A 17,366-nucleotide genomic window follows, 5' to 3' on the forward strand; every position below is an offset into this window, starting at 1 on the left:
TTGATAAATTATAAAAAACTAAAATGAAATAACGCGATCAGGATGGAATCGAATCCTTGGATTGGAACAAAAAAGAAGCCCCCGTCCCGGCGTGTTTGAGGGCGTTGTGATAAACGAAACGAATTATTGAACTCCGATTTTAACCGGATTTGTTTTTGTTACTCCTTCTTTTTTGGGAAGATTTAATTTGAGGACACCGCTTTCGTATTTTGCGGAGATTTTGGATCGATCGACAGTATCCGGTAACGTAAAAGAACGACTAAAGGAAGAATAGTTGTATTCTCTTTTGCTGAACTGTTTGTCTTCTTCTTTGTTTTCGGATTCTTTTTCGGCGCTGATCGTAAGCATTTCTCCGTCGATGTCTATGTTAAAATCTTTTTTATCCAATCCAGGGGCGGCAAAATCCAATTCGTAACCGGTCGAATTTCTTTTGACGTTTACCGCAGGGACATGCGAGACCCAGTCGTTGTGGAAGAGATCATTCCAATCCGGCCAATTACGAAAAAAATGATCGAACCCGGTAAGGCTCTGAGAGCGATGCGGGTGTTTTGTAACGCTATTCATATCGATTCTCCTGAGATAAGTTGATCTTTTCAATCTAAACTTTTTTTCAAAGAAGTCAAGGATGACAGGGGACAACGCCAAATATCAAAGCCAAACGGCAAATTTACAGGGAGTTTTTCGAAGAATATTGAAAACGGGAAATCGCTGGAGTAAAAAGGAACTAATAAAAAATTGGAATTCAGTTTACAGAAAATCACCTCTGTGATAATTCTTATCCCTTAAGTCATGAATCGAAAAGAAAGTAAACATGGGATCGATCGTCGATAATTCGGATCGCAATTATGAATTTATAAAAAACGAGGCGAAAGAAGTCCAAATCGTATTACAGATTTTGGATCTTTTCTCAAAAGTGATCTCCGGTGAAATCCGCGCAGATAAGGCTCTTGCAAACGTTTTAGATACGATTTCCTCTTTTTCCGATTGGAACAGAGCCGAAATTTGGATGATCGACGACACTTCGAAGACCTTTCATCTCAAAGCGATTCATAGAACCGATAAAAAAATCGAGGAATCGTTCGCTAAAGAATCCAAAAAAGTTTCAGTTCCCGCATCGGAAGGTTTTCTTCTGCGTCTGCTCGGCGAACAAAAAAGTATCTGGAGCTACGATCCGAACGACGAAATTCGATATGAACACGTTAGCCGCTCCTTAGATCCTATCAGTAAAACCATTTTAGGAATTCCGATTCCTTCTCAAAAGAAAATCGCGGGCGCTATCGTTCTTTATTCCGATCAGATCAAAACTCTCGAACACGAAAAATTCATTTCTTTGATCGAGAACGTCGCTTATCAATTGGGTGTTTTGATTCCGGAAAAAGCCGAAGTTTCGTTTCCTCACAGAGACGAGGAAAGAATCGGACGGGTTCTTGAGAATATGCCGGTGATGTTTTTTTCCGTAGACGAACAGTTCCGAATTCTTTCTTGGAACCACGAGTGTGAGAACGTTACGGGATATACAAAAGAAGAAGTTCTCGGCAAAGATCGTTTTTTTAAGGATCAGCTTTTAGGAATTCAAGAAGGCGACAATCCATCCGAATTCTATCATCAGAGCGTGGATTCCGATTTTAAAAATTGGGAACTGGACCTCAAATCGAAAGCGGGAAAAACAAAAACGATCGCGATGTCCAATATTTCCACGGAGTTTCCGATCGCAGGATGGAGACATTGGTTTGTTGGAGTCGACGTCACTCTCACCAAGGAAGTGGAACGAAATTTAAAAAGTTCCCTCAAAGAATTATCCGATTTTCATACCGCCTTGAACGCGGTTTCCATCGTGGCGATCACGGATAAACTTGGAAACATCATCTATGTAAATCAGAACTTTTGCAATATCAGCGGCTATTCTAAGAATGAGCTCTTGGGAAGAAATCATCGGATTATCAATTCGAGTTATCATCCGAAAGAATTTTTTACCGCGCTTTGGAAGACGATTTCCAAGGGAAAAATTTGGAAAGGAGAGATCAAAAATAAATCCAAGGACGGGAAGTTCTATTGGGTGGATACTACGATTTCTCCTATTTTGGACGAAAACGGCAAACCGTATCAATATCTTGCGATTCGAAACGATATCACGGAACGAAAAGAGACCGAAGAGAAGGCGAGATTGGCCGAAAACAATCTCAAAACGCTTCAGGATCGAATGAGTCCGCACTTTTTGTTCAACACGTTGAGTATCATTCATTCTTATTTGCAGACGAATTCGGAACTCGCGGATTCCGCGATTTTGATGCTCGCGGATAATTACAGATTTCTAATAGACAATGCGCAGAGGGCGCTCATTCCTTTCGACGTAGAATGGGAGTTTATGGAGAATTATATGAAACTTCTCAAACTCAGATTCTCCGATTTTCTGGATATCGAAGTCGTAAAAAAAGGCGACTTTAGCAAGTGTCAACTTCCGCCTCTCACCTTACAGCCGATCGTCGAAAATTCTTACATACATGGAATTCGAAATCAAAAGGGCGGAGGAAAAATTTCAGTCGAGGCCACGATAGAAGGAAATCGTACTCGAATACAAATTCGCGACAACGGAAAGGGAATCGAGAAGACTGAAAATTTTTATTCGAGAACCATAAATAATATCTCGGAACGTCTTAAATTTTATCTTTACGAATCGGAAGTAAAAATTGAAAATCACGTCGACGGAGGAACGGTTGTGACCGTCGATTTTGATACCCCGAAGAACGAACAATTGGGAAAGTTAAACTGAAATGGCAAGTCCGAATAAAGAATGGAAAGCGATCATTGTCGAAGACGAAGCGCCGACTCGAGATCTACTCATCAACTTTTGCCTCTCTCGACCCGAATTAAAACTTTGTAAAGTAGCAAAGGACGGAGAAGAGGCCTTTCAATTTCTCCAAGAAGAATCCTTTGATCTTGCGTTTCTTGATATCAATCTTCCCGTGATGTCCGGATTGGAAGTTCTCGAAAAATTGGAGAACCCGCCGTACGTAATTTTTGTAACCGCGTTTCGCGATAAGGCGATCGACGCTTTCGAGTTAGGCGCTCTTGATTATCTTTTAAAACCGTTCTCAAAAGATCGTTTTTTCAAAGCGGTGGACCGCGCGATCGAGTTTCTTCAGAACAAAAGAAATCAAAGTTCAGGAAACGTATTTAATGAACACGGATTGTTCATTCTTGAAAAAGAAAATTATTTCCTCGTCCCTTACACGGATATAATCTATATCGCGTCCCGCGATAATTTCAGCGTGATTCATACCGAAGAAAGGGAATACATCACATACAAATCTTTGAAGAGCTTAGAAGCAAAACTGCCTTCCAATCAGTTCATACGAATTTATAAACAATACATCATCAATCTTCAGAAACTTTCTCACCTCCAGAGTGATACGATGGGAAACTACGTTGTCTACCTTAAGGACGACGACGAAACTCAACTTCCGGTCGGTCGAAAGTATATCGCTAAGATCAAAGAACTGCTCTGACTTTTCGGGAAATGCCGTAAAATTCCTCCGATTGGCGGTTTCAGGTCGTTTTTCCGGTTTCCGATTTCGAAACGATTTTAGAATTTAACCCTCCAAATCCGCAGAATACCTCCGCAATCCGTCGCATATCCCCTCGGTCATTGACGGGGCTTCCAAAATCCGGTATAAACATTCTCAACAAAGAATGGAAAGGATTAGGAAGAATATGAGCGCACTAACAGCCAAACGTGTTTCCGAAGAGAACGAAGTTTCCGGTAAGAAAAAACGTCTCGAGTTGGTTCCAAAATACGAATTAACCGATTCCCAAAATATGAAACATTTTGAGAAGAACGCCCTTCTTTTTTCGGAAGGAGATACCTCGAACGGATTTTACATCGTGCGCAAAGGTTACGTTCGTTCTTTCCGACATTCCAAAGCAAACGATAAACAACAAACGTTTAAGATTCATTATCCAGGAAGCTGGGTCGGCTTTAGAGACGCTGTGACAGGTGGAACCTATTTGCACGACGCAGTCGCTTTGGAAGATACTGAAGTTCAATTTGTATCTCAATTTGAAATTCAAGAATTATTACATACAAACCGAGAGTTCAGCGATATGGCTTTCGACAAGATGACTCAAGAATGTGTCGAAGCCGAAAACAAAATCTATTCGATGGGAATCCGTCACACACACGCGAAATTATCCGAATTCCTTTTAGAAAGAATGAAAGAAGTGGGAGTTGAAATCGAACTTCCTTTTACAAGAGACGTGCTCGCTTCTATCATCGGCGCTACCACGGAGACATTGGTAAGAGCTCTTTCCGATTTTAAATGCAGAGGATGGGTCGAAATCGAAAAGAGAAAGATTCTGATCAAAAACGAAACGGCTTTGATCAGTCTCTTAGATTAAAGTCTAAAGAGTTGATTCAAGAAAATAAAAGTAAATGGGCAAAAGGCATTTTAGCAAAACTGTAAGTTTTCCCGTAAATCAAGTGGAACTCAAAGGAGACATCGTAGTCCCCGAAGGCGCAGATTTGCTCGTGATCAACGTATTGGAAGAAGAACACTCTCGGTTTGCCGATCGATTGAAAAAACTTTCCAACGCGTTAAATGGAAAAAAAATCGCGACGTTCTTTCTTCACGGGCTCTTGACTGAAAAGGAAAGACAAATTTCCATAAACAGATTGGACGAAGAACTCTTATCCGACCGTCTGATTTCAGTAACTCATTGGCTAAAGAATCACGATTTAACAAAAGATATGCGATTCGGTTACGTAGGTTTATCCATCTACGCGGAAAGATTTTTTAAGGCGAGTTTTAAGTTAAAGAGTCAGATCGAAAGTTTTGTGTTTATCGGAGAAATTCCGCCTCTCAATATCGCCTTTTGTGAAGTCCCGATTTTGAATATTATCGGAGCCTTGAACTCAAAAGGAGTAGAGTCCAACAAAACCGCGTTTATGAGAATCGATTCTCCTCAAAAAAAAATCAGTTTGATTGCAGGGTCCCCGAGTCATTTTGAAGATCCTCGGAAATGGAACCTGGTGACTAAAGCAACGATCGACTGGTTTGCCAATCCGGAATCCAGAATTACGATGTGAATTGATATATAGGTATAGTTGAATATACTAAAAATCTATTTTAAAAATTTCTACTTTGTATATCGCCATTCCCTTTCAAATTTTCGACAAGTCCCCAGGTTATTAAAAATAGCTTGAAGTCCATAGCAAGTTAGAATATAGAGAGAATACGTTTTCTCGAAAAAACCGCATTCTCCCAAAATGAAAAAAACGAAAAAGGACCTTCCATCCTACGATCTTATCTGCTTTGGCGATTTGGCTTATGAGTTTGATTCTTCGGAAAAGAAAAAGATCGAAAAGAAAATTCGCAGACGATTAAAATACTATGCATTGGGAGAGTTTGATCCCGATCGAGTGGAATACATCCGCAAACTCAAAGATGAACTGAGAGAAGAGTTTCGGAACTATCAAAGTTCTAAATACTACAAGGGTGCGACTGGCATGTATTCGGATACGAAGGATTTCGACTTTGAAAGTTTTCTCCACGAGTATCAAGCAATGTTTCCGAAAATTCTTCCCGATGAAATGGCGAGAATTCTGCATTTTTCCATCTACTTATACTATTTGAGATAGGCTTTGTTTTACTTTTGATAGCCCGTGCTTTGATAGTTTTTAACGGACATTCAAGAATTGGAAAGAACTTCGGATTAGAAAATGACTTTATTTAATTTGACATAAAACTAAAAAGATCTAAGATTGAATCCTCGTTTATAAAAAATAAGATCTCGATGCCGGTTTTTCAAAAACAAATTGTACGATAAAGACCTACGATCGTCTAACAAGAATCAGGAACTCTTTTATAAAAATACATTGATGTTAGAATCAAGAGGAAACACTCTATGCCGACCTCGGAAACCTTAGAACGTTTTATCGCCCTCGTGGAAGAAAATAAACACGATGTCGCGATTGAAGAATTTTATACTGAGAATTCTTCAATGCAGGAGAATCAAGCTGCCCCTCGAGTTGGCCGAAGGCTTCACGTCGCGAACGAAAAGAAAGTTCTTTCACGAGTGAAAACGTTAACCTCACAGTGTGTTCGTCCGGTGTTTGTTAACGGAGATAAGGTGGTGATTCGATGGATCTTTCACTTTGAATGGAAGGACGGAACTTCTATGCACATGGAAGAGTTGGCCTATCAGCGCTGGGAAGGGGAACTGATCGCGGAAGAAACTTTTTTCTATGATCCGGCTCAACGTCTTCCGATTCCTGCAAAGGGTTCCGAATAAAAAAGAATCGGGTAAGATCGGAAATTATCGTTTGCCTTTCCGAAATCGATCATCAATGTGTGAGTTCGATTCCGATTTGAGATCGGGAATAGTGGAGAACTTATGAAGAAAATATGGATACTGGCGGCTTTCGTTTGTGTAAGCCTCTTATTCTCTCAGTGTAAGAACAAATCTTCGGACCCGATGAAGGGTGCGATCACTTTTGTAAAAGGAACCGTGTCGATTCAGCGCGGAGATCAAAAGATAGCGGCTGCAGTTGCCCAGGAAATTCAGAACGGCGACGTTTTGATTACGGGGCCTAAATCAGTCGTAACGATCGTTTTTGGAGAAAATTCTTCAGTGATTGAAATTCAATCGGATTCTCAGTTTCGTTTGAAACAAGAGTCGAACGAAACTGTCTTTTTTCAAGATCGAGGAAGTTCTTGGCTGCTCTCCAATAAATTATTGAAAGGGGATAAACTCAGCGTTCATACTCCTACCACGACGGCGGGAGTTCGAGGAACTAAGTTTTTTACGGCGATTCACGAAGACATGACTTTTACCTGTCATTGCGAGGGCCAGATTGAATTGGAGAATATCGTCAACCATTCCAAAAAAGTAAACGAATCCGATTATCTCGCGGTCACTCGTGGATCCAAAACGATCTATCTCACACCGGAAGATCTTCAAGGCGCAAATATCGCTTATTCTCACAATCATAGCGAGATCGAAAAATCTCCGGTGGGAGCTCAAAGTCAAATGACTCCTACTCAAGTGCAAACGTTGTTAGGCCTTATTAAAAAGAAGTTAGACGCTCCTTGATTTCTCTTTCGCCGGCGAACGTTTGATTTGCCGGCGTTTCTTCTTCGTTTAACAATTCGCTTTTAGTTTAAAAATTAAAATCGATTCTTAGATAGATCCTTGCTCAAGAATCACTTTGTACATCTCTTTCAGTCGAAGATTGCTTTGTTTCAGAATTTCGTCTAAAAAGTCGTTAGGTTCCGAGTGTAGGAGCTCGTACAAAACTTCGTAGACCTGTTCTCCATCGTAAGAAATCAGAAGTAGATCGACGCCCGCTTCCAAACTGTCTTTACTTGCTTTTGCGATTCCGCCGGGACGATAATAGACCGGAAACATGTTGAGGTCGTCCGTAATCAAGATCGCAGATTCTGAAATTTCTTTTCTCAGATATTCGGTGACCACGAACTTGGATAAGGAAACCGGGTTTACCGCGTCCAATTCTTTCCAGAAAGAATGTGATAACATAACGGCGATGGGTTTTAATTCTTTCAAAGTATCGATGAACGGCACAAGATCCTTGTTTTCCATTTCCGCTTTGGTTCGTTTTACATAGCCGCTAAAAAAATGAGTGTCTTCGGGTACGGAACCGATTCCCGGAAAATGTTTTAACGTCGGGAGAATCCGATTCTCGATCATAACTTCCGAATAAATTCTTACGAGTTCCGAGACGACTTGCGGGTCTTTCGAAATCGCTCGACTATGAATTCTGCTATAAAAATCAAGAAGATTCGAATTCTCTTCTTTTAAATCCGCGACGGGACTAAAGTTAAAATTTACTCCCGTTTCCCTGAGGTCTTTTGCTTTTTCTAAGAGATTTCCCCGAATCTTATTTTTAAGATCGGGATCGTTCTTAAAGGTTTCATACAATTCTAATAAAGAAGCGGGATGCTTGAGAGGAGGGGAAAGTCTGGACACAACTCCTCCTTCCTGATCGGAAGAGATCAGTGCGATCGAATAGCCGAGTTCACTTCTGTTTTTTTGAATATTCTCAATTCGTTTTTTAAATTCTTCGAGGTTGATTCCAAGAAGATTATGCGAAGTGAGAAAAAAACCTGCGAAGGGGATCTTTAAAAAATTCTCCAGATCCGTTTCGTTTGTATATCCGACGACGATATGTTCCGCGTATTTCCGTAAGAGTTTAGGATCCGTCGTAAGCACGGCTTTTTTTCTTTGTTGAAAGGAAAATTCTCTACAAGTCGAGTTGAGAGCCCCCATCCAGATGATCGAGAAAGAAAGAATGGAAACGATCCGAACGAAACGGTCGTTATGTTTTCTGAAGTAAATCCAATAGAGGAATGTGGAAAGAATCGCGGTGATAATGACCGCGTATTGACTTATGGATCGGACTTTGAGCAAAAGAGGGTCGCGGATCAAAAAGGTGATCGCGAAGAATCCGACAGAAAACAAAAAGTAGATCGTACTTGATAGGCGTATAAAGAACAAATTTTAACCTGAATTTATTTGTGGAATGTCTTCTCGCAATCAAACATTTTCTATAAACCCATCTTTTCAACTCTCAATTTTCAGCTTTTCCCCCGCATTTTTTGAAAAAACTAGGAGCCAGCGATTCCAAATATAAGTAAGGATTAAGTCCGTTATGTTATCGTTCCGCCTAAATAAAAAGACCTCCTAAAAATTCGAAGAGGGAAAAAATGAAGAGAACAATTGTTAGGCGCTTTATCGCGTCTGTATGGATCGGGATTCTCATAATTGCGTTTAACGCGTGTAATGAGAAAAATTCAAATGGAAATGCGGAATTACTTTCGGCTTTGTCGAGCGGTTCTTCCTTTGCAAACGGAGTGAACGATGGTCAGGGGAGACTGCTCAGTTCCAATACCTATTTTCACAATGAGATCTTTCCTCCGCACTGGCTCCAGTGGACGACGGACGGTTCGGCTTCGATTCAGAGCGGTAATACGTTTTTGACTCACGGTATTCGTTGTGACGGAAGATACTGCGATAACGTAAATCTTCTGAGTACGGAATCCGGTTATACGCAGACCAATAGCTGGTGGACGGATTCTTTTTCGGAAGAAGGTTCAAACGAACGGATCTGTGCAAACAACGGTTTTGTCACAGGTCTTCAGTGTTCCGGAAGTTACTGCGATAGTATCGCGCTTCGATGTTCTCAACTAAACAACAACGGGGTTCGTTCCTCCTGTTATTGGACCGCGCCCGTCTCGGAAGAAAGCGGTGGAAAATTTGTCGCTCCCGAGTCCATGTATCTCGCCGGAGTAAGATGTTCCGGTCGTTATTGCGATAACAAACAACTCTATCTCTGTCAGGCGGATAACGGCGGACCTTCTTTTGATCTGGATGCTTTGGCTCATCAGTATGCGCCTCGTCTTCGTTTCGATCAAGAGACAACGACCGGATCGGGAGACTCGAGTAAATGTTTTCCAAGCGACGCACAAACCTATTACGAACAAAGAGCGTTAGGCGTTGCTCCGAACACTCTCTGTAATAAAAATTATTCTACGATTCAAAACAATCAGGTTCCGATTCATTATATGGCTACCAAGGTCGGAACGAATTCGGTTCTCATACGTTATTGGTTCTTTTATGCATGGCAGAGTACTTGTTTTGCAAGCTTAGGAGATCACGCGGCCGATTGGGAATCGATGGCGGTGTTAGTAGTAAACGGACAGATGAATCGGGTCGCATTCTATCAACACGGCGGATGGTATACAAAAGAACCCGGAACCTTTGAAACCGTAGGAGGTACACATCCCGTCGGTTACGTCGGAAAGAACGCACACGGAACGTTTCATGATTCGGGAGGATCCGGTGGTTGCCTCTACTTTGAAGACTTTCGAAATCCGGGCGGGAACGACTATCACATGGATACTTGGAATAACCTAACATTACTTAGACGATCTGGAGACGCCCCGCCCTGGATGAATTGTACCGGTTCCGGATGTTTTGACGGTATCGGACATCCGATTGAACAAACCGGAGAATTAGCATCGATGGGGGGTTGTGGTAAAGACGGATGTGGTAAGTCTTCGCTCGGAGATAATATGCCGTTTATCAACGATCCAACGGGCTCTGATTATTCGACGATCTTTGTAAAACACAGTGGAAAAGTTTTGGACGTTCCCGGAGCGAACACTGGCGATAGCGTCAACATCGATCAATACACAAATTACGGGGTAGACAATGAAAGGTGGATGTTAGAATCGACTGGAGATAATTATTTCAAAATCAGCGCGCGTCACAGCGGTAAGTGTATGGATGTAAAGGGCGCTTCGAGCGCGAACGGAACCAATGTGGTTCAGTATTCCTGCGGAAGCGGATCCAATCAAAGATTTCAGTTGCTCCCTTACAACGACGGAACCTTTTCCTTACAAGTAAAACACAGCGGCCAGTGTTTAGACATTGCCGGTGCGGCATTAGAAGACGGTGCAAACCTTATCCAATGGCCTTGCGCTTGGACCGATAACGAAAAGTTTCAGTTCAAACGTTAGAATCTTTTTTCGCCGCGTTGTTTGTCCAGCGCGGCGGTTGCAACCCGGTTCTGAATTCTTATACGTTCTTCCGTTAAAAGAGGATCCGGAGAAAAACAAAAATTCAATTTCTCTTCTTCAAGTTTGATTCTTTGATTGAAAACAATCGATTCTTACTTTAAAAAGTGGATTTAGAATGAATCCGAAAATTCTACTCTCAGTCGTATTCATCGTCTGCTTATTGTTTGGCGGATACAAAGCTCTGGACTCGGGAAGAATCTGGTTTGTATATCCTTCGGAACAAAAGTATCCGTTACGCGGAATCGACGTGTCACACCATCAGGGAAAGATCGATTGGAGTCGAGTTCCAAAATCGGAAATTTCTTTTGTATATATCAAGTCCACCGAGGGAGCGGAATTTCAGGATCCTTCCTTCCAAACAAATTGGAAGGAAGCAAGAAGGGCGGGCTTCCCCGTGGGCGCGTATCATTTTTTCACGCTCTGCAGAACCGGAATCGAACAAGCCGAGAATTTTATAAGACGAGTTCCGAAAGAATCGGATTCTCTTCCGCCGGTTCTGGATCTGGAATTTATGGGAAATTGTAAGGAAAGACCCAAGCAGCAAAACGTACAAAAGGAAATCCAAGACTATCTTACGAGAGTGGATTCCTATTACGGTAAAAAGACGATTTTATATTTAACTTTCGAATTTATAGATCAGTATATTGGAGAAGAATTCTTCCAACACAGGATTTGGATCCGAGATATTTACAAACATCCGAATACATTCTCCGATATTCCTTGGGTTTTATGGCAATATAAGAATCGAGGAAGAATCCCCGGGATCGAAGAATACGTAGATCTGAACGCGGTGAACGGAAGTTTAGAATCCTTATTTTCCAAAAACTGAATGTTCGATACATATTTCAGAACATTCTACAGGTCCTAAAAGTTTGGATCGCAAATAAGCACATCTTATAAGTTGAAAAATTTTCAAATAGGAGATTCTTTAAAAAAATAAATAAAAACAAAGATACGCTTTGTTATGTTAAGTAATGAAATTTAGAATTCTTTTGGTCTTATTTTTTGCTTTTTCTCTCTTGGCTTCTTCTTCCATTTATAGCGGGATTCAAAAAAACTCAAAAGCGGATTGTTCCCATGACTACGCAAATAAACTTTCCGTAGAAACAAAGTCGATGATCAATCTACTTTGTAATTCTCTTTATATGGAAACAAAATTCAGATTGGAAGTTGTCATCGTAGCCTTACTGGATAATCTCACCGAAGAAGAATACGCAGTAAAGTATTTTCAAAAATACGCGCAAAGTGATATCTCATTTTCTGAATATGGAATCGTAGTCTTGATTTCTTTTAGTGATCGTAAAATCCGAATCGAATTGGGGAAAATCGCCGCTGAAAAAATGTCCAACTCGGAAGCGAAGGAAATCATCGAAAAAGATTTTATTCCTTACTTCCGTCAAGGACAATTGAACCCGGGAGTTTCCAACGGGGTCAAGGCCATCGTAGATTGGTTTTCCATACACTGAATCGAATCATAAATCCTTTAAAAAAAGTCTTTTGATCACAAAGGAATCAAATTTTTATTTCCAATCGAATCTCACTTTGTTTATCTTGTGAACTCAAGGAGCGGACCGCAAAAAAAAATGTCCGTATTCTTTCACGCTTAGATAGAATTTGGAGAACCTTATGGATAGAAAGAATTTAGAAAATATCTCTACGAGTATCGGGGTTATCAGTCTTTTTGTGATGACGATTGCGGGGATTCTTATGTTTGCGGATGTCCTATTCAAATTGGATCTTTTGCCGGAGCGCTGGGAAAAAGTGGGATTTTTACTGATAGGAATCTTTTTTGTTCTTTCCGTCGCTTCCGTACTTGTAAGCATCATGTTGAACATAAGCATCATCGCGTTGAGTATTAACGATTTTTTAAGTTTAAAGAAAAAAGATGAACACAAAGATTCCGATTAAACCGATTTTACTTTTGTCTCTGTTTATCTTTGTATGTGTCGGTTTTGCGATCGGACTTTCCGAACACAGATACGGTAACAGGGAGAGGATTCTCAAGTCGGAGATTCGAGAAAGTATTTCGAAAAACGAAGATAAAATTTTGAAAGATTCGCTCGTTCTCAAAGAGAAGCTCGAAACTAAAAAATCATTTTCACTCGATCAATTACCGGGAATTCGTTCCCTGGCTACCGATCTCAAGAATTCAAATCGTCTGAGAGTTTCCGAAATCTCGGGGGAAGGGGAGTATTCGATTGTGATTCATTTTCAAGAGAAATATTATCTTTTGGTTATCAATTATGGATTGAATTCCTTTTTTTACGACAATAAGAACAAAGTAGAATCGTTTAAGATTGATGTCTACAATCCGGATTTGGACGAACTCTTGATATTTCAAAAGACGATGAAGGACGAAGAGATCGGTTTTTTTGAGAGAGGAGCGAAAGTTCTTTTCGGTTTTACACAGACTTCCGTCGACAATCGTCTTGCAACTTTCGTAAAGTTGTATCAAGACGATACGATCGAAATTCTTTTCTATTATCAAACTTTAAAGTTGAATTGAGTTTTTTTGATAGAATAGAAGAGAAGCTGCTTCGATATATTCTCGATCGGACTTAGAGTCTGAAAGCCCGATTTCAATGACGGATCCGAGTTATTTTTGATCAAAGGCTTCCGTGAGCTTTTTGATATCGAGTTTGTTCATCTGAAGCATCGCTTGCATCACTCGGTTTGCCTTTTCTCGGTCCTCGTTTTGTAAGAATTTACCAAGGACCGAAGGGATAATCTGCCAAGAAAGACCGAACTTGTCCTTGAGCCAGCCGCATCTCTGTGCTTCTCCGTTTTTGGAAAGTTTCTCCCAAAATTCATCGATCTCTTCCTGTGTTTCACAATTCACGAAAAAAGAAATCGCAGGAGAGAATGTAAAGTGCGGACCTCCGTCCAAGGCCAAGAAGTCTTGCCCTTCGAGATGAAAGGTTGCGCTCATGACCTTGTCTCCGTTTTTTGAAACGTGCTCGACCTTCGAATTCTGAAAGATGGAAGTATAAAAGTCGATCGCTTCTCCCAGATTGCCGTTGAACCAAAGAAAAGGTGTTATCTTTTTCATTGAGCTTCTACCTGCATTTGTCTGAGCTTACCGCCTAACCAGGCCGATGGGGGGCCGGTCACGATGAGAGAGATCGGATACCAAATCGGACCGAGATTGTAGTTCATGGCAGCGATCGCTCCGATGGTGCTGAGGATCAATCCGATTCCGCCTAAGATGAGCGCGTGACGCATCGGATGTTTAGGAGCGAAGAACGCCGTGATATAGCAGCCTAAAACTCCGTAGACTAATCGATAAGACAAAGCAAGCGCGTTTAAGCCGTTGTCAAACATGGGTTCTCCCCAGGGAGGATAAATATTCAGAACGTGTAATATTTGATCGGTTCCCAAGGAAGTGATAAAGATCGTCAAAAGACCGATAAAGACTGCGCCTATGCTCTTTAGAATATGAATAAAGAATATATTTTTATTTTCTAATGTACTTGTCATTTGGGTTTTCCTTAAATTTGTGTGGACGAAAGAACTTCGTCGAGTCTCGCGTAACTCATCGCAACTCCACCTTCCATAGGAGAGTGTACGACGGAATCCCTTGCTTCCACAGATTCGTATTTCATCGTCGCCGTCATAAATGTCTTTCCGTCCTTTTCGATCAGGACGGTAGTGATCAGAGATTCTCCGGAATACCAAGTCTCGTCAAAAACTTCGGTGTGAACGATCCTTTCCGGTTTTTGAATTTCTTGATAGACTCCGCCCATTCCCATAATTCTTCCGTCTTCGTGTCTCCAAACATAACGATACTTACCGCCGACCCTAAGATCGATTTCGCAAACATCCATAGACCAACCAGGCGGACCCAAAAGCCAACGTCTGACGAAATCCGGTTTTGTGAAGGTTTCAAAAACCGTCTTGCGAGGCGCGTCGAATTCGCGGGTCATGACGATTTCCAGATCTCCTTTCGGAATCAGTTTTAGATTTCCGGTAATATTCATTGGGTTCTCCTGAATGTATTTGTTTTCTTCTTCTTTGTCTTGAGTTCTTCTAAAAGAACGTCGAGTTGTTCAAAACTTCCTTCCCAGAACTTGCGATATTTTTCCAGCCAATCAAACGCTTCTGCAAGAGGTTTGGCGTGAATTCTTCTCGGTCGTTTCTGTGCCTCTCGTCCTCTTGAAATCAAACCCGCTTGTTCCAACACCTTGAGATGTTTTGAGATCGCGGGTTGACTCATCGCAAACGGCTTGGCTAACTCCATTACGGAAGTTTCTCCCGCAGCCAAACGGGCAAGGATCGCGCGTCGAGTAGGGTCGGAAAGCGCCGCAAACGTAACGTCCAGACGATTAGAAGTTTCAAGTGTAGAATTCATTCTTTATATAACTATTAGGTTATATAAAGAATGAATAGCAAGCCTTTTTTGATTCGGAGGGCATTTTTTAAAAGAATTTGAATTCTTCTTTGATTTGTCTGTCACAGACGGACTTCGTCCAACGTCTTCTCTTTCAAGAAGCGGGACGAATCCAATAAAACGTTCCGAATATTAATAGGACTTGGTTATGACGATCAAAAAAATTCACTATATTTCGGGGCTTACGCTCGCCGTCTTTATCGGACTTCATCTTTTCAATCACTTTATGAGCTTTTGGGGACCGGCGGCTCATATCTCTACGATGGAGAATCTACGTCTTTTGTATCGAAACCCAATTGTGGAAACCTTGCTTCTTTTGGCTGCGTTGACTCAGATCGTTTCGGGAATCCGATTGTTTCTTGAAAAGCGAAAGGACGTTTCCAGCTTTTTTGATCGCTTGCAGATCGCAACGGGTTTGTATCTCGCGTTATTTTTGATCATCCATTTGAGTGCGGTGTTGACCGGCAGATTTGTTTTGCATCTGGATACGAACTTCTATTTCGGGGCGGCGGGATTGAATACGTTTCCGTATAACATCTTTTTTATTCCTTACTATTCTTCGGCTGTGATTTCAATTTTTGGTCACGTTTCGGCGGTTCACAGAAATAAAATGAAACGTTCGGTTTTGGGAGCTTCTCCAGGGCAACAAGCCGTCTGGATTTTGATTTCCGGAATTATTCTTGCGGGAATTCTGAACTACGGTCTTACAAATCGTTACAAAGGTTTTGAGATACCGAAAGAATACAAGGTATTGACCGGAAATTAGGATCGATTGTTAAACGAAGAGAAAGGCTCAAAGTTTTCTCTCTACACGGACTCCTTGTTATTCAGTCTCATGCTAATTTTTTGTAGCATGAGACTTTTTTTATTTGAGTTCCTACTTCTTATGAGGATTCGATTCTAAGATCATTCTTTTGTCAATGCGACGGTCGTTTCTTTGTTCCACTGGGTCGGTTCGTGACCGTAGATGACTTTTACGTTTGGATACGCCAGGGAAAAGGAACGCATTCTCCGGATCGAATCCAAACTTTTCTTTTTGTCCACAACCGCACCCGAGTGATTTCATTTTCAAATCCCGCTCTGAGATGAGAAGAATCAAACGTAAACAAAAAAGCACCCGAGGTCGTATTGAGTAAAACGGCGATTTCACCTTCCGTATGTCTGTGAGCCGATAGAATCCATACGGACCCGTCTCCAAAAAGATCATAAGACTTTCCTAATATCGGCATTTCTTGAAATTTGTCTTTGGAAAGAATGGAAAGATCAAAGTCTACTTCGAGGATCTGCGATACTTCGGAAAAAGGACTCCTGAGTTAGCTTGGCTCTTTGCGGAAGAATGTTCGAGGAGGGAGTACGCGCGCTACGGGATTGCATTTACCAGCGTAAGACAAAGGCTCGTACGTCATCTGCTCTTGAATGCGATAAGTCAAGAATCTCCTCCCTTTCGTTCGGTAAAAATGTTTCAGCAGGATCTGGCGGACTCAATAGGCACTGTAAGAGAAGTTGTAGTTCGAGAATTAAGAAGTCTCAAAAAGGAAGGATTGATCGCAAGCTCCAAAGGAAGAATCGAAATCGTTCGACCGGGAGATTTGCTCGTTCTTTCGGAAGAATCAAGCTGACTCGAAGAATTCAAATTCTTCCGTAGAATGAATGTATTTTTAGTAAGAGGAAATACATTCATTTTTTCTAAATCTATTTTTTAGAAATCAAACTCCGAGTATCGAAATATACTTCGTTTCTCGTGATCTTATCGTCCTTGACTTCGACGATGTCCATTCCGTATTCTATAATTTCGGTTTCTTTCGTGGGAATGACCGCTTTCCATTTGAGTAAAAATCCTCTTTCATTCGGAAAGATTTCTTCGTGAGTCCATTTCCAATTCGGGTTGTTTCGGAGTAAAATTTTAAAGTAGGGAAGAATTTTTCCATGTCCTTTGAATCCTTTCTTCGCGGTCGGATCAAGATAGAATGCGTCTTCCGCGTAAAATAAAATCAGACGTTCCGGTTGATTGCCTGTCCAAGCGGATAACCAACGAATACAAAAGTCTTCTGCTTCCTTAAAATTCATGCCCCATTCTTCCTCGTTAAAAATAAATTAGATTCTTATATCCTCTTGGTGATTCAATCCGTTTTTCGAGTCTTTTGAAGACCGATTTTCGTTTTGATTTTACCGAGACGGCGCAGATGGAGTCCGACCGCTAAGCGAACGATCGCCGAAGCTTTGATCTCATACTCATTAGCCAGATGATCGATTTCTTTCCACCAAAACTCGGGAAGACCGACGGATCTTCGTTCCAGAGGAGCATCGGGATCGATTCTTGGTTGTCCCGCGCGACGAACTTCGTTTCGTTTAATTTTCTTCTTAATCACTTCAAAGAATATAAT

At 41.3% G+C, this 17,366-nt stretch carries 23 protein-coding genes; 14 read left to right on the forward strand and 9 right to left on the reverse strand.

Going from position 1 to position 17,366, the window contains the following annotated elements:
* Positions 1 to 123 precede the first annotated feature (123 nt).
* Positions 124 to 564 carry an Hsp20/alpha crystallin family protein gene (locus tag A0128_RS20045; protein WP_069609540.1) on the reverse strand — a complete coding sequence of 147 codons (441 nt, stop codon included), beginning with the start codon at positions 562 to 564 and terminating at the stop codon, positions 124 to 126.
* A 247-nt stretch (positions 565 to 811) separates the two neighbouring features.
* Between A0128_RS20045 and A0128_RS20050 the strand changes: the two genes are divergently transcribed.
* The 7 genes from A0128_RS20050 to A0128_RS20080 all read left to right on the forward strand — a co-directional run bounded on the left by A0128_RS20050 (position 812) and on the right by A0128_RS20080 (position 7,089).
* Positions 812 to 2,770, forward strand: a complete 1,959-nt coding sequence (locus A0128_RS20050; protein WP_083244242.1) for a PAS domain S-box protein — start codon at positions 812 to 814, stop codon at positions 2,768 to 2,770.
* 1 nt (position 2,771) lies between these two features.
* Entirely contained in the window at positions 2,772 to 3,506 is a 735-nt protein-coding gene (locus A0128_RS20055) for a LytR/AlgR family response regulator transcription factor (RefSeq protein ID WP_069609541.1), read from the forward strand.
* Between the two features lie 205 nt (positions 3,507 to 3,711).
* Positions 3,712 to 4,395, forward strand: a complete 684-nt coding sequence (locus A0128_RS20060) for a Crp/Fnr family transcriptional regulator (protein ID WP_069609542.1) — start codon at positions 3,712 to 3,714, stop codon at positions 4,393 to 4,395.
* 34 nt (positions 4,396 to 4,429) lie between these two features.
* On the forward strand, positions 4,430 to 5,083 hold the full coding sequence (locus A0128_RS20065) for a hypothetical protein (protein WP_069609543.1): 654 nt from the start codon (positions 4,430 to 4,432) through the stop codon (positions 5,081 to 5,083).
* A 180-nt stretch (positions 5,084 to 5,263) separates the two neighbouring features.
* Entirely contained in the window at positions 5,264 to 5,635 is a 372-nt protein-coding gene (locus tag A0128_RS20070) for a hypothetical protein (protein WP_069609544.1), read from the forward strand.
* Between the two features lie 266 nt (positions 5,636 to 5,901).
* Positions 5,902 to 6,288: a nuclear transport factor 2-like protein gene (locus A0128_RS20075; protein WP_069609545.1), complete on the forward strand. Its 387-nt coding sequence runs from the start codon at positions 5,902 to 5,904 to the stop codon at positions 6,286 to 6,288.
* 102 nt (positions 6,289 to 6,390) lie between these two features.
* Positions 6,391 to 7,089 (forward strand): FecR family protein, encoded by a 699-nt coding sequence (locus A0128_RS20080; protein WP_069609546.1) that lies wholly within the window; start codon positions 6,391 to 6,393, stop codon positions 7,087 to 7,089.
* Positions 7,090 to 7,176: 87 nt separating this feature from the next.
* Here A0128_RS20080 and A0128_RS20085 read toward each other — a convergent pair whose 3' ends face one another.
* Complete coding sequence (locus A0128_RS20085) at positions 7,177 to 8,475, reverse strand: glycoside hydrolase family 3 N-terminal domain-containing protein (protein WP_069609547.1); 1,299 nt, start codon at positions 8,473 to 8,475, stop codon at positions 7,177 to 7,179.
* Between the two features lie 245 nt (positions 8,476 to 8,720).
* On the opposite strand from A0128_RS20085, the gene A0128_RS20090 reads away from it, so the two are divergent.
* From A0128_RS20090 to A0128_RS20110, 5 genes are all read left to right on the forward strand, one after another.
* Entirely contained in the window at positions 8,721 to 10,535 is a 1,815-nt protein-coding gene (locus A0128_RS20090; RefSeq protein WP_083244243.1) for an RICIN domain-containing protein, read from the forward strand.
* Positions 10,536 to 10,710: 175 nt separating this feature from the next.
* Entirely contained in the window at positions 10,711 to 11,424 is a 714-nt protein-coding gene (locus A0128_RS20095; protein WP_069609548.1) for a glycoside hydrolase family 25 protein, read from the forward strand.
* Positions 11,425 to 11,569: 145 nt separating this feature from the next.
* The gene (locus tag A0128_RS20100) at positions 11,570 to 12,061 is read left to right on the forward strand and encodes a TPM domain-containing protein (RefSeq protein WP_069609549.1); all 492 of its coding nucleotides are present in this window, start codon (positions 11,570 to 11,572) and stop codon (positions 12,059 to 12,061) included.
* Positions 12,062 to 12,221: 160 nt separating this feature from the next.
* The gene (locus tag A0128_RS20105) at positions 12,222 to 12,503 is read left to right on the forward strand and encodes a hypothetical protein (RefSeq protein WP_069609550.1); all 282 of its coding nucleotides are present in this window, start codon (positions 12,222 to 12,224) and stop codon (positions 12,501 to 12,503) included.
* Entirely contained in the window at positions 12,481 to 13,101 is a 621-nt protein-coding gene (locus A0128_RS20110) for a hypothetical protein (RefSeq protein WP_069609551.1), read from the forward strand. Before A0128_RS20105 ends, A0128_RS20110 begins: the two co-directional genes overlap by 23 nt.
* A 90-nt stretch (positions 13,102 to 13,191) precedes the next feature.
* Here the strand turns inward: A0128_RS20110 and A0128_RS20115 are convergent, their stop codons facing one another.
* From A0128_RS20115 to A0128_RS20130, 4 genes are read right to left on the reverse strand one after another with little or no spacing between them, the layout of a single operon-like run.
* Complete coding sequence (locus A0128_RS20115) at positions 13,192 to 13,644, reverse strand: VOC family protein (RefSeq protein WP_069609552.1); 453 nt, start codon at positions 13,642 to 13,644, stop codon at positions 13,192 to 13,194.
* Positions 13,641 to 14,072 carry a hypothetical protein gene (locus A0128_RS20120; RefSeq protein WP_069609553.1) on the reverse strand — a complete coding sequence of 144 codons (432 nt, stop codon included), beginning with the start codon at positions 14,070 to 14,072 and terminating at the stop codon, positions 13,641 to 13,643. Before A0128_RS20120 ends, A0128_RS20115 begins: the two co-directional genes overlap by 4 nt.
* Positions 14,073 to 14,083: 11 nt before the next feature.
* A complete protein-coding gene (locus tag A0128_RS20125) occupies positions 14,084 to 14,572 on the reverse strand; it encodes an SRPBCC family protein (RefSeq protein WP_069609554.1) in 489 nt (162 codons plus the stop codon).
* Positions 14,569 to 14,943: an ArsR/SmtB family transcription factor gene (locus A0128_RS20130; protein WP_069609555.1), complete on the reverse strand. Its 375-nt coding sequence runs from the start codon at positions 14,941 to 14,943 to the stop codon at positions 14,569 to 14,571. The genes A0128_RS20125 and A0128_RS20130 overlap by 4 nt, the downstream gene beginning before the upstream one ends.
* A gap of 187 nt (positions 14,944 to 15,130) precedes the next feature.
* On the opposite strand from A0128_RS20130, the gene A0128_RS20135 reads away from it, so the two are divergent.
* Entirely contained in the window at positions 15,131 to 15,748 is a 618-nt protein-coding gene (locus A0128_RS20135) for a succinate dehydrogenase/fumarate reductase transmembrane subunit (protein ID WP_069609556.1), read from the forward strand.
* A gap of 208 nt (positions 15,749 to 15,956) precedes the next feature.
* On the opposite strand, the gene A0128_RS20140 is transcribed toward A0128_RS20135, so the two are convergent.
* Positions 15,957 to 16,211, reverse strand: a complete 255-nt coding sequence (locus tag A0128_RS20140) for an MBL fold metallo-hydrolase (protein ID WP_069609557.1) — start codon at positions 16,209 to 16,211, stop codon at positions 15,957 to 15,959.
* A 3-nt stretch (positions 16,212 to 16,214) separates the two neighbouring features.
* On the opposite strand from A0128_RS20140, the gene A0128_RS20145 reads away from it, so the two are divergent.
* Positions 16,215 to 16,601 (forward strand): Crp/Fnr family transcriptional regulator, encoded by a 387-nt coding sequence (locus A0128_RS20145; RefSeq protein ID WP_069609558.1) that lies wholly within the window; start codon positions 16,215 to 16,217, stop codon positions 16,599 to 16,601.
* 73 nt (positions 16,602 to 16,674) lie between these two features.
* Here the strand turns inward: A0128_RS20145 and A0128_RS20150 are convergent, their stop codons facing one another.
* Together A0128_RS20150 and A0128_RS20155 are read right to left on the reverse strand one after the other, a co-directional pair.
* Positions 16,675 to 17,049: a nuclear transport factor 2 family protein gene (locus A0128_RS20150; protein WP_069609559.1), complete on the reverse strand. Its 375-nt coding sequence runs from the start codon at positions 17,047 to 17,049 to the stop codon at positions 16,675 to 16,677.
* 53 nt (positions 17,050 to 17,102) lie between these two features.
* A complete protein-coding gene (locus A0128_RS20155; protein WP_069609560.1) occupies positions 17,103 to 17,351 on the reverse strand; it encodes a hypothetical protein in 249 nt (82 codons plus the stop codon).
* Positions 17,352 to 17,366 lie beyond the last annotated feature (15 nt).

Origin of the sequence: Leptospira tipperaryensis (assembly GCF_001729245.1) — a bacterium.
Taxonomy (GTDB): domain Bacteria; phylum Spirochaetota; class Leptospiria; order Leptospirales; family Leptospiraceae; genus Leptospira; species Leptospira tipperaryensis.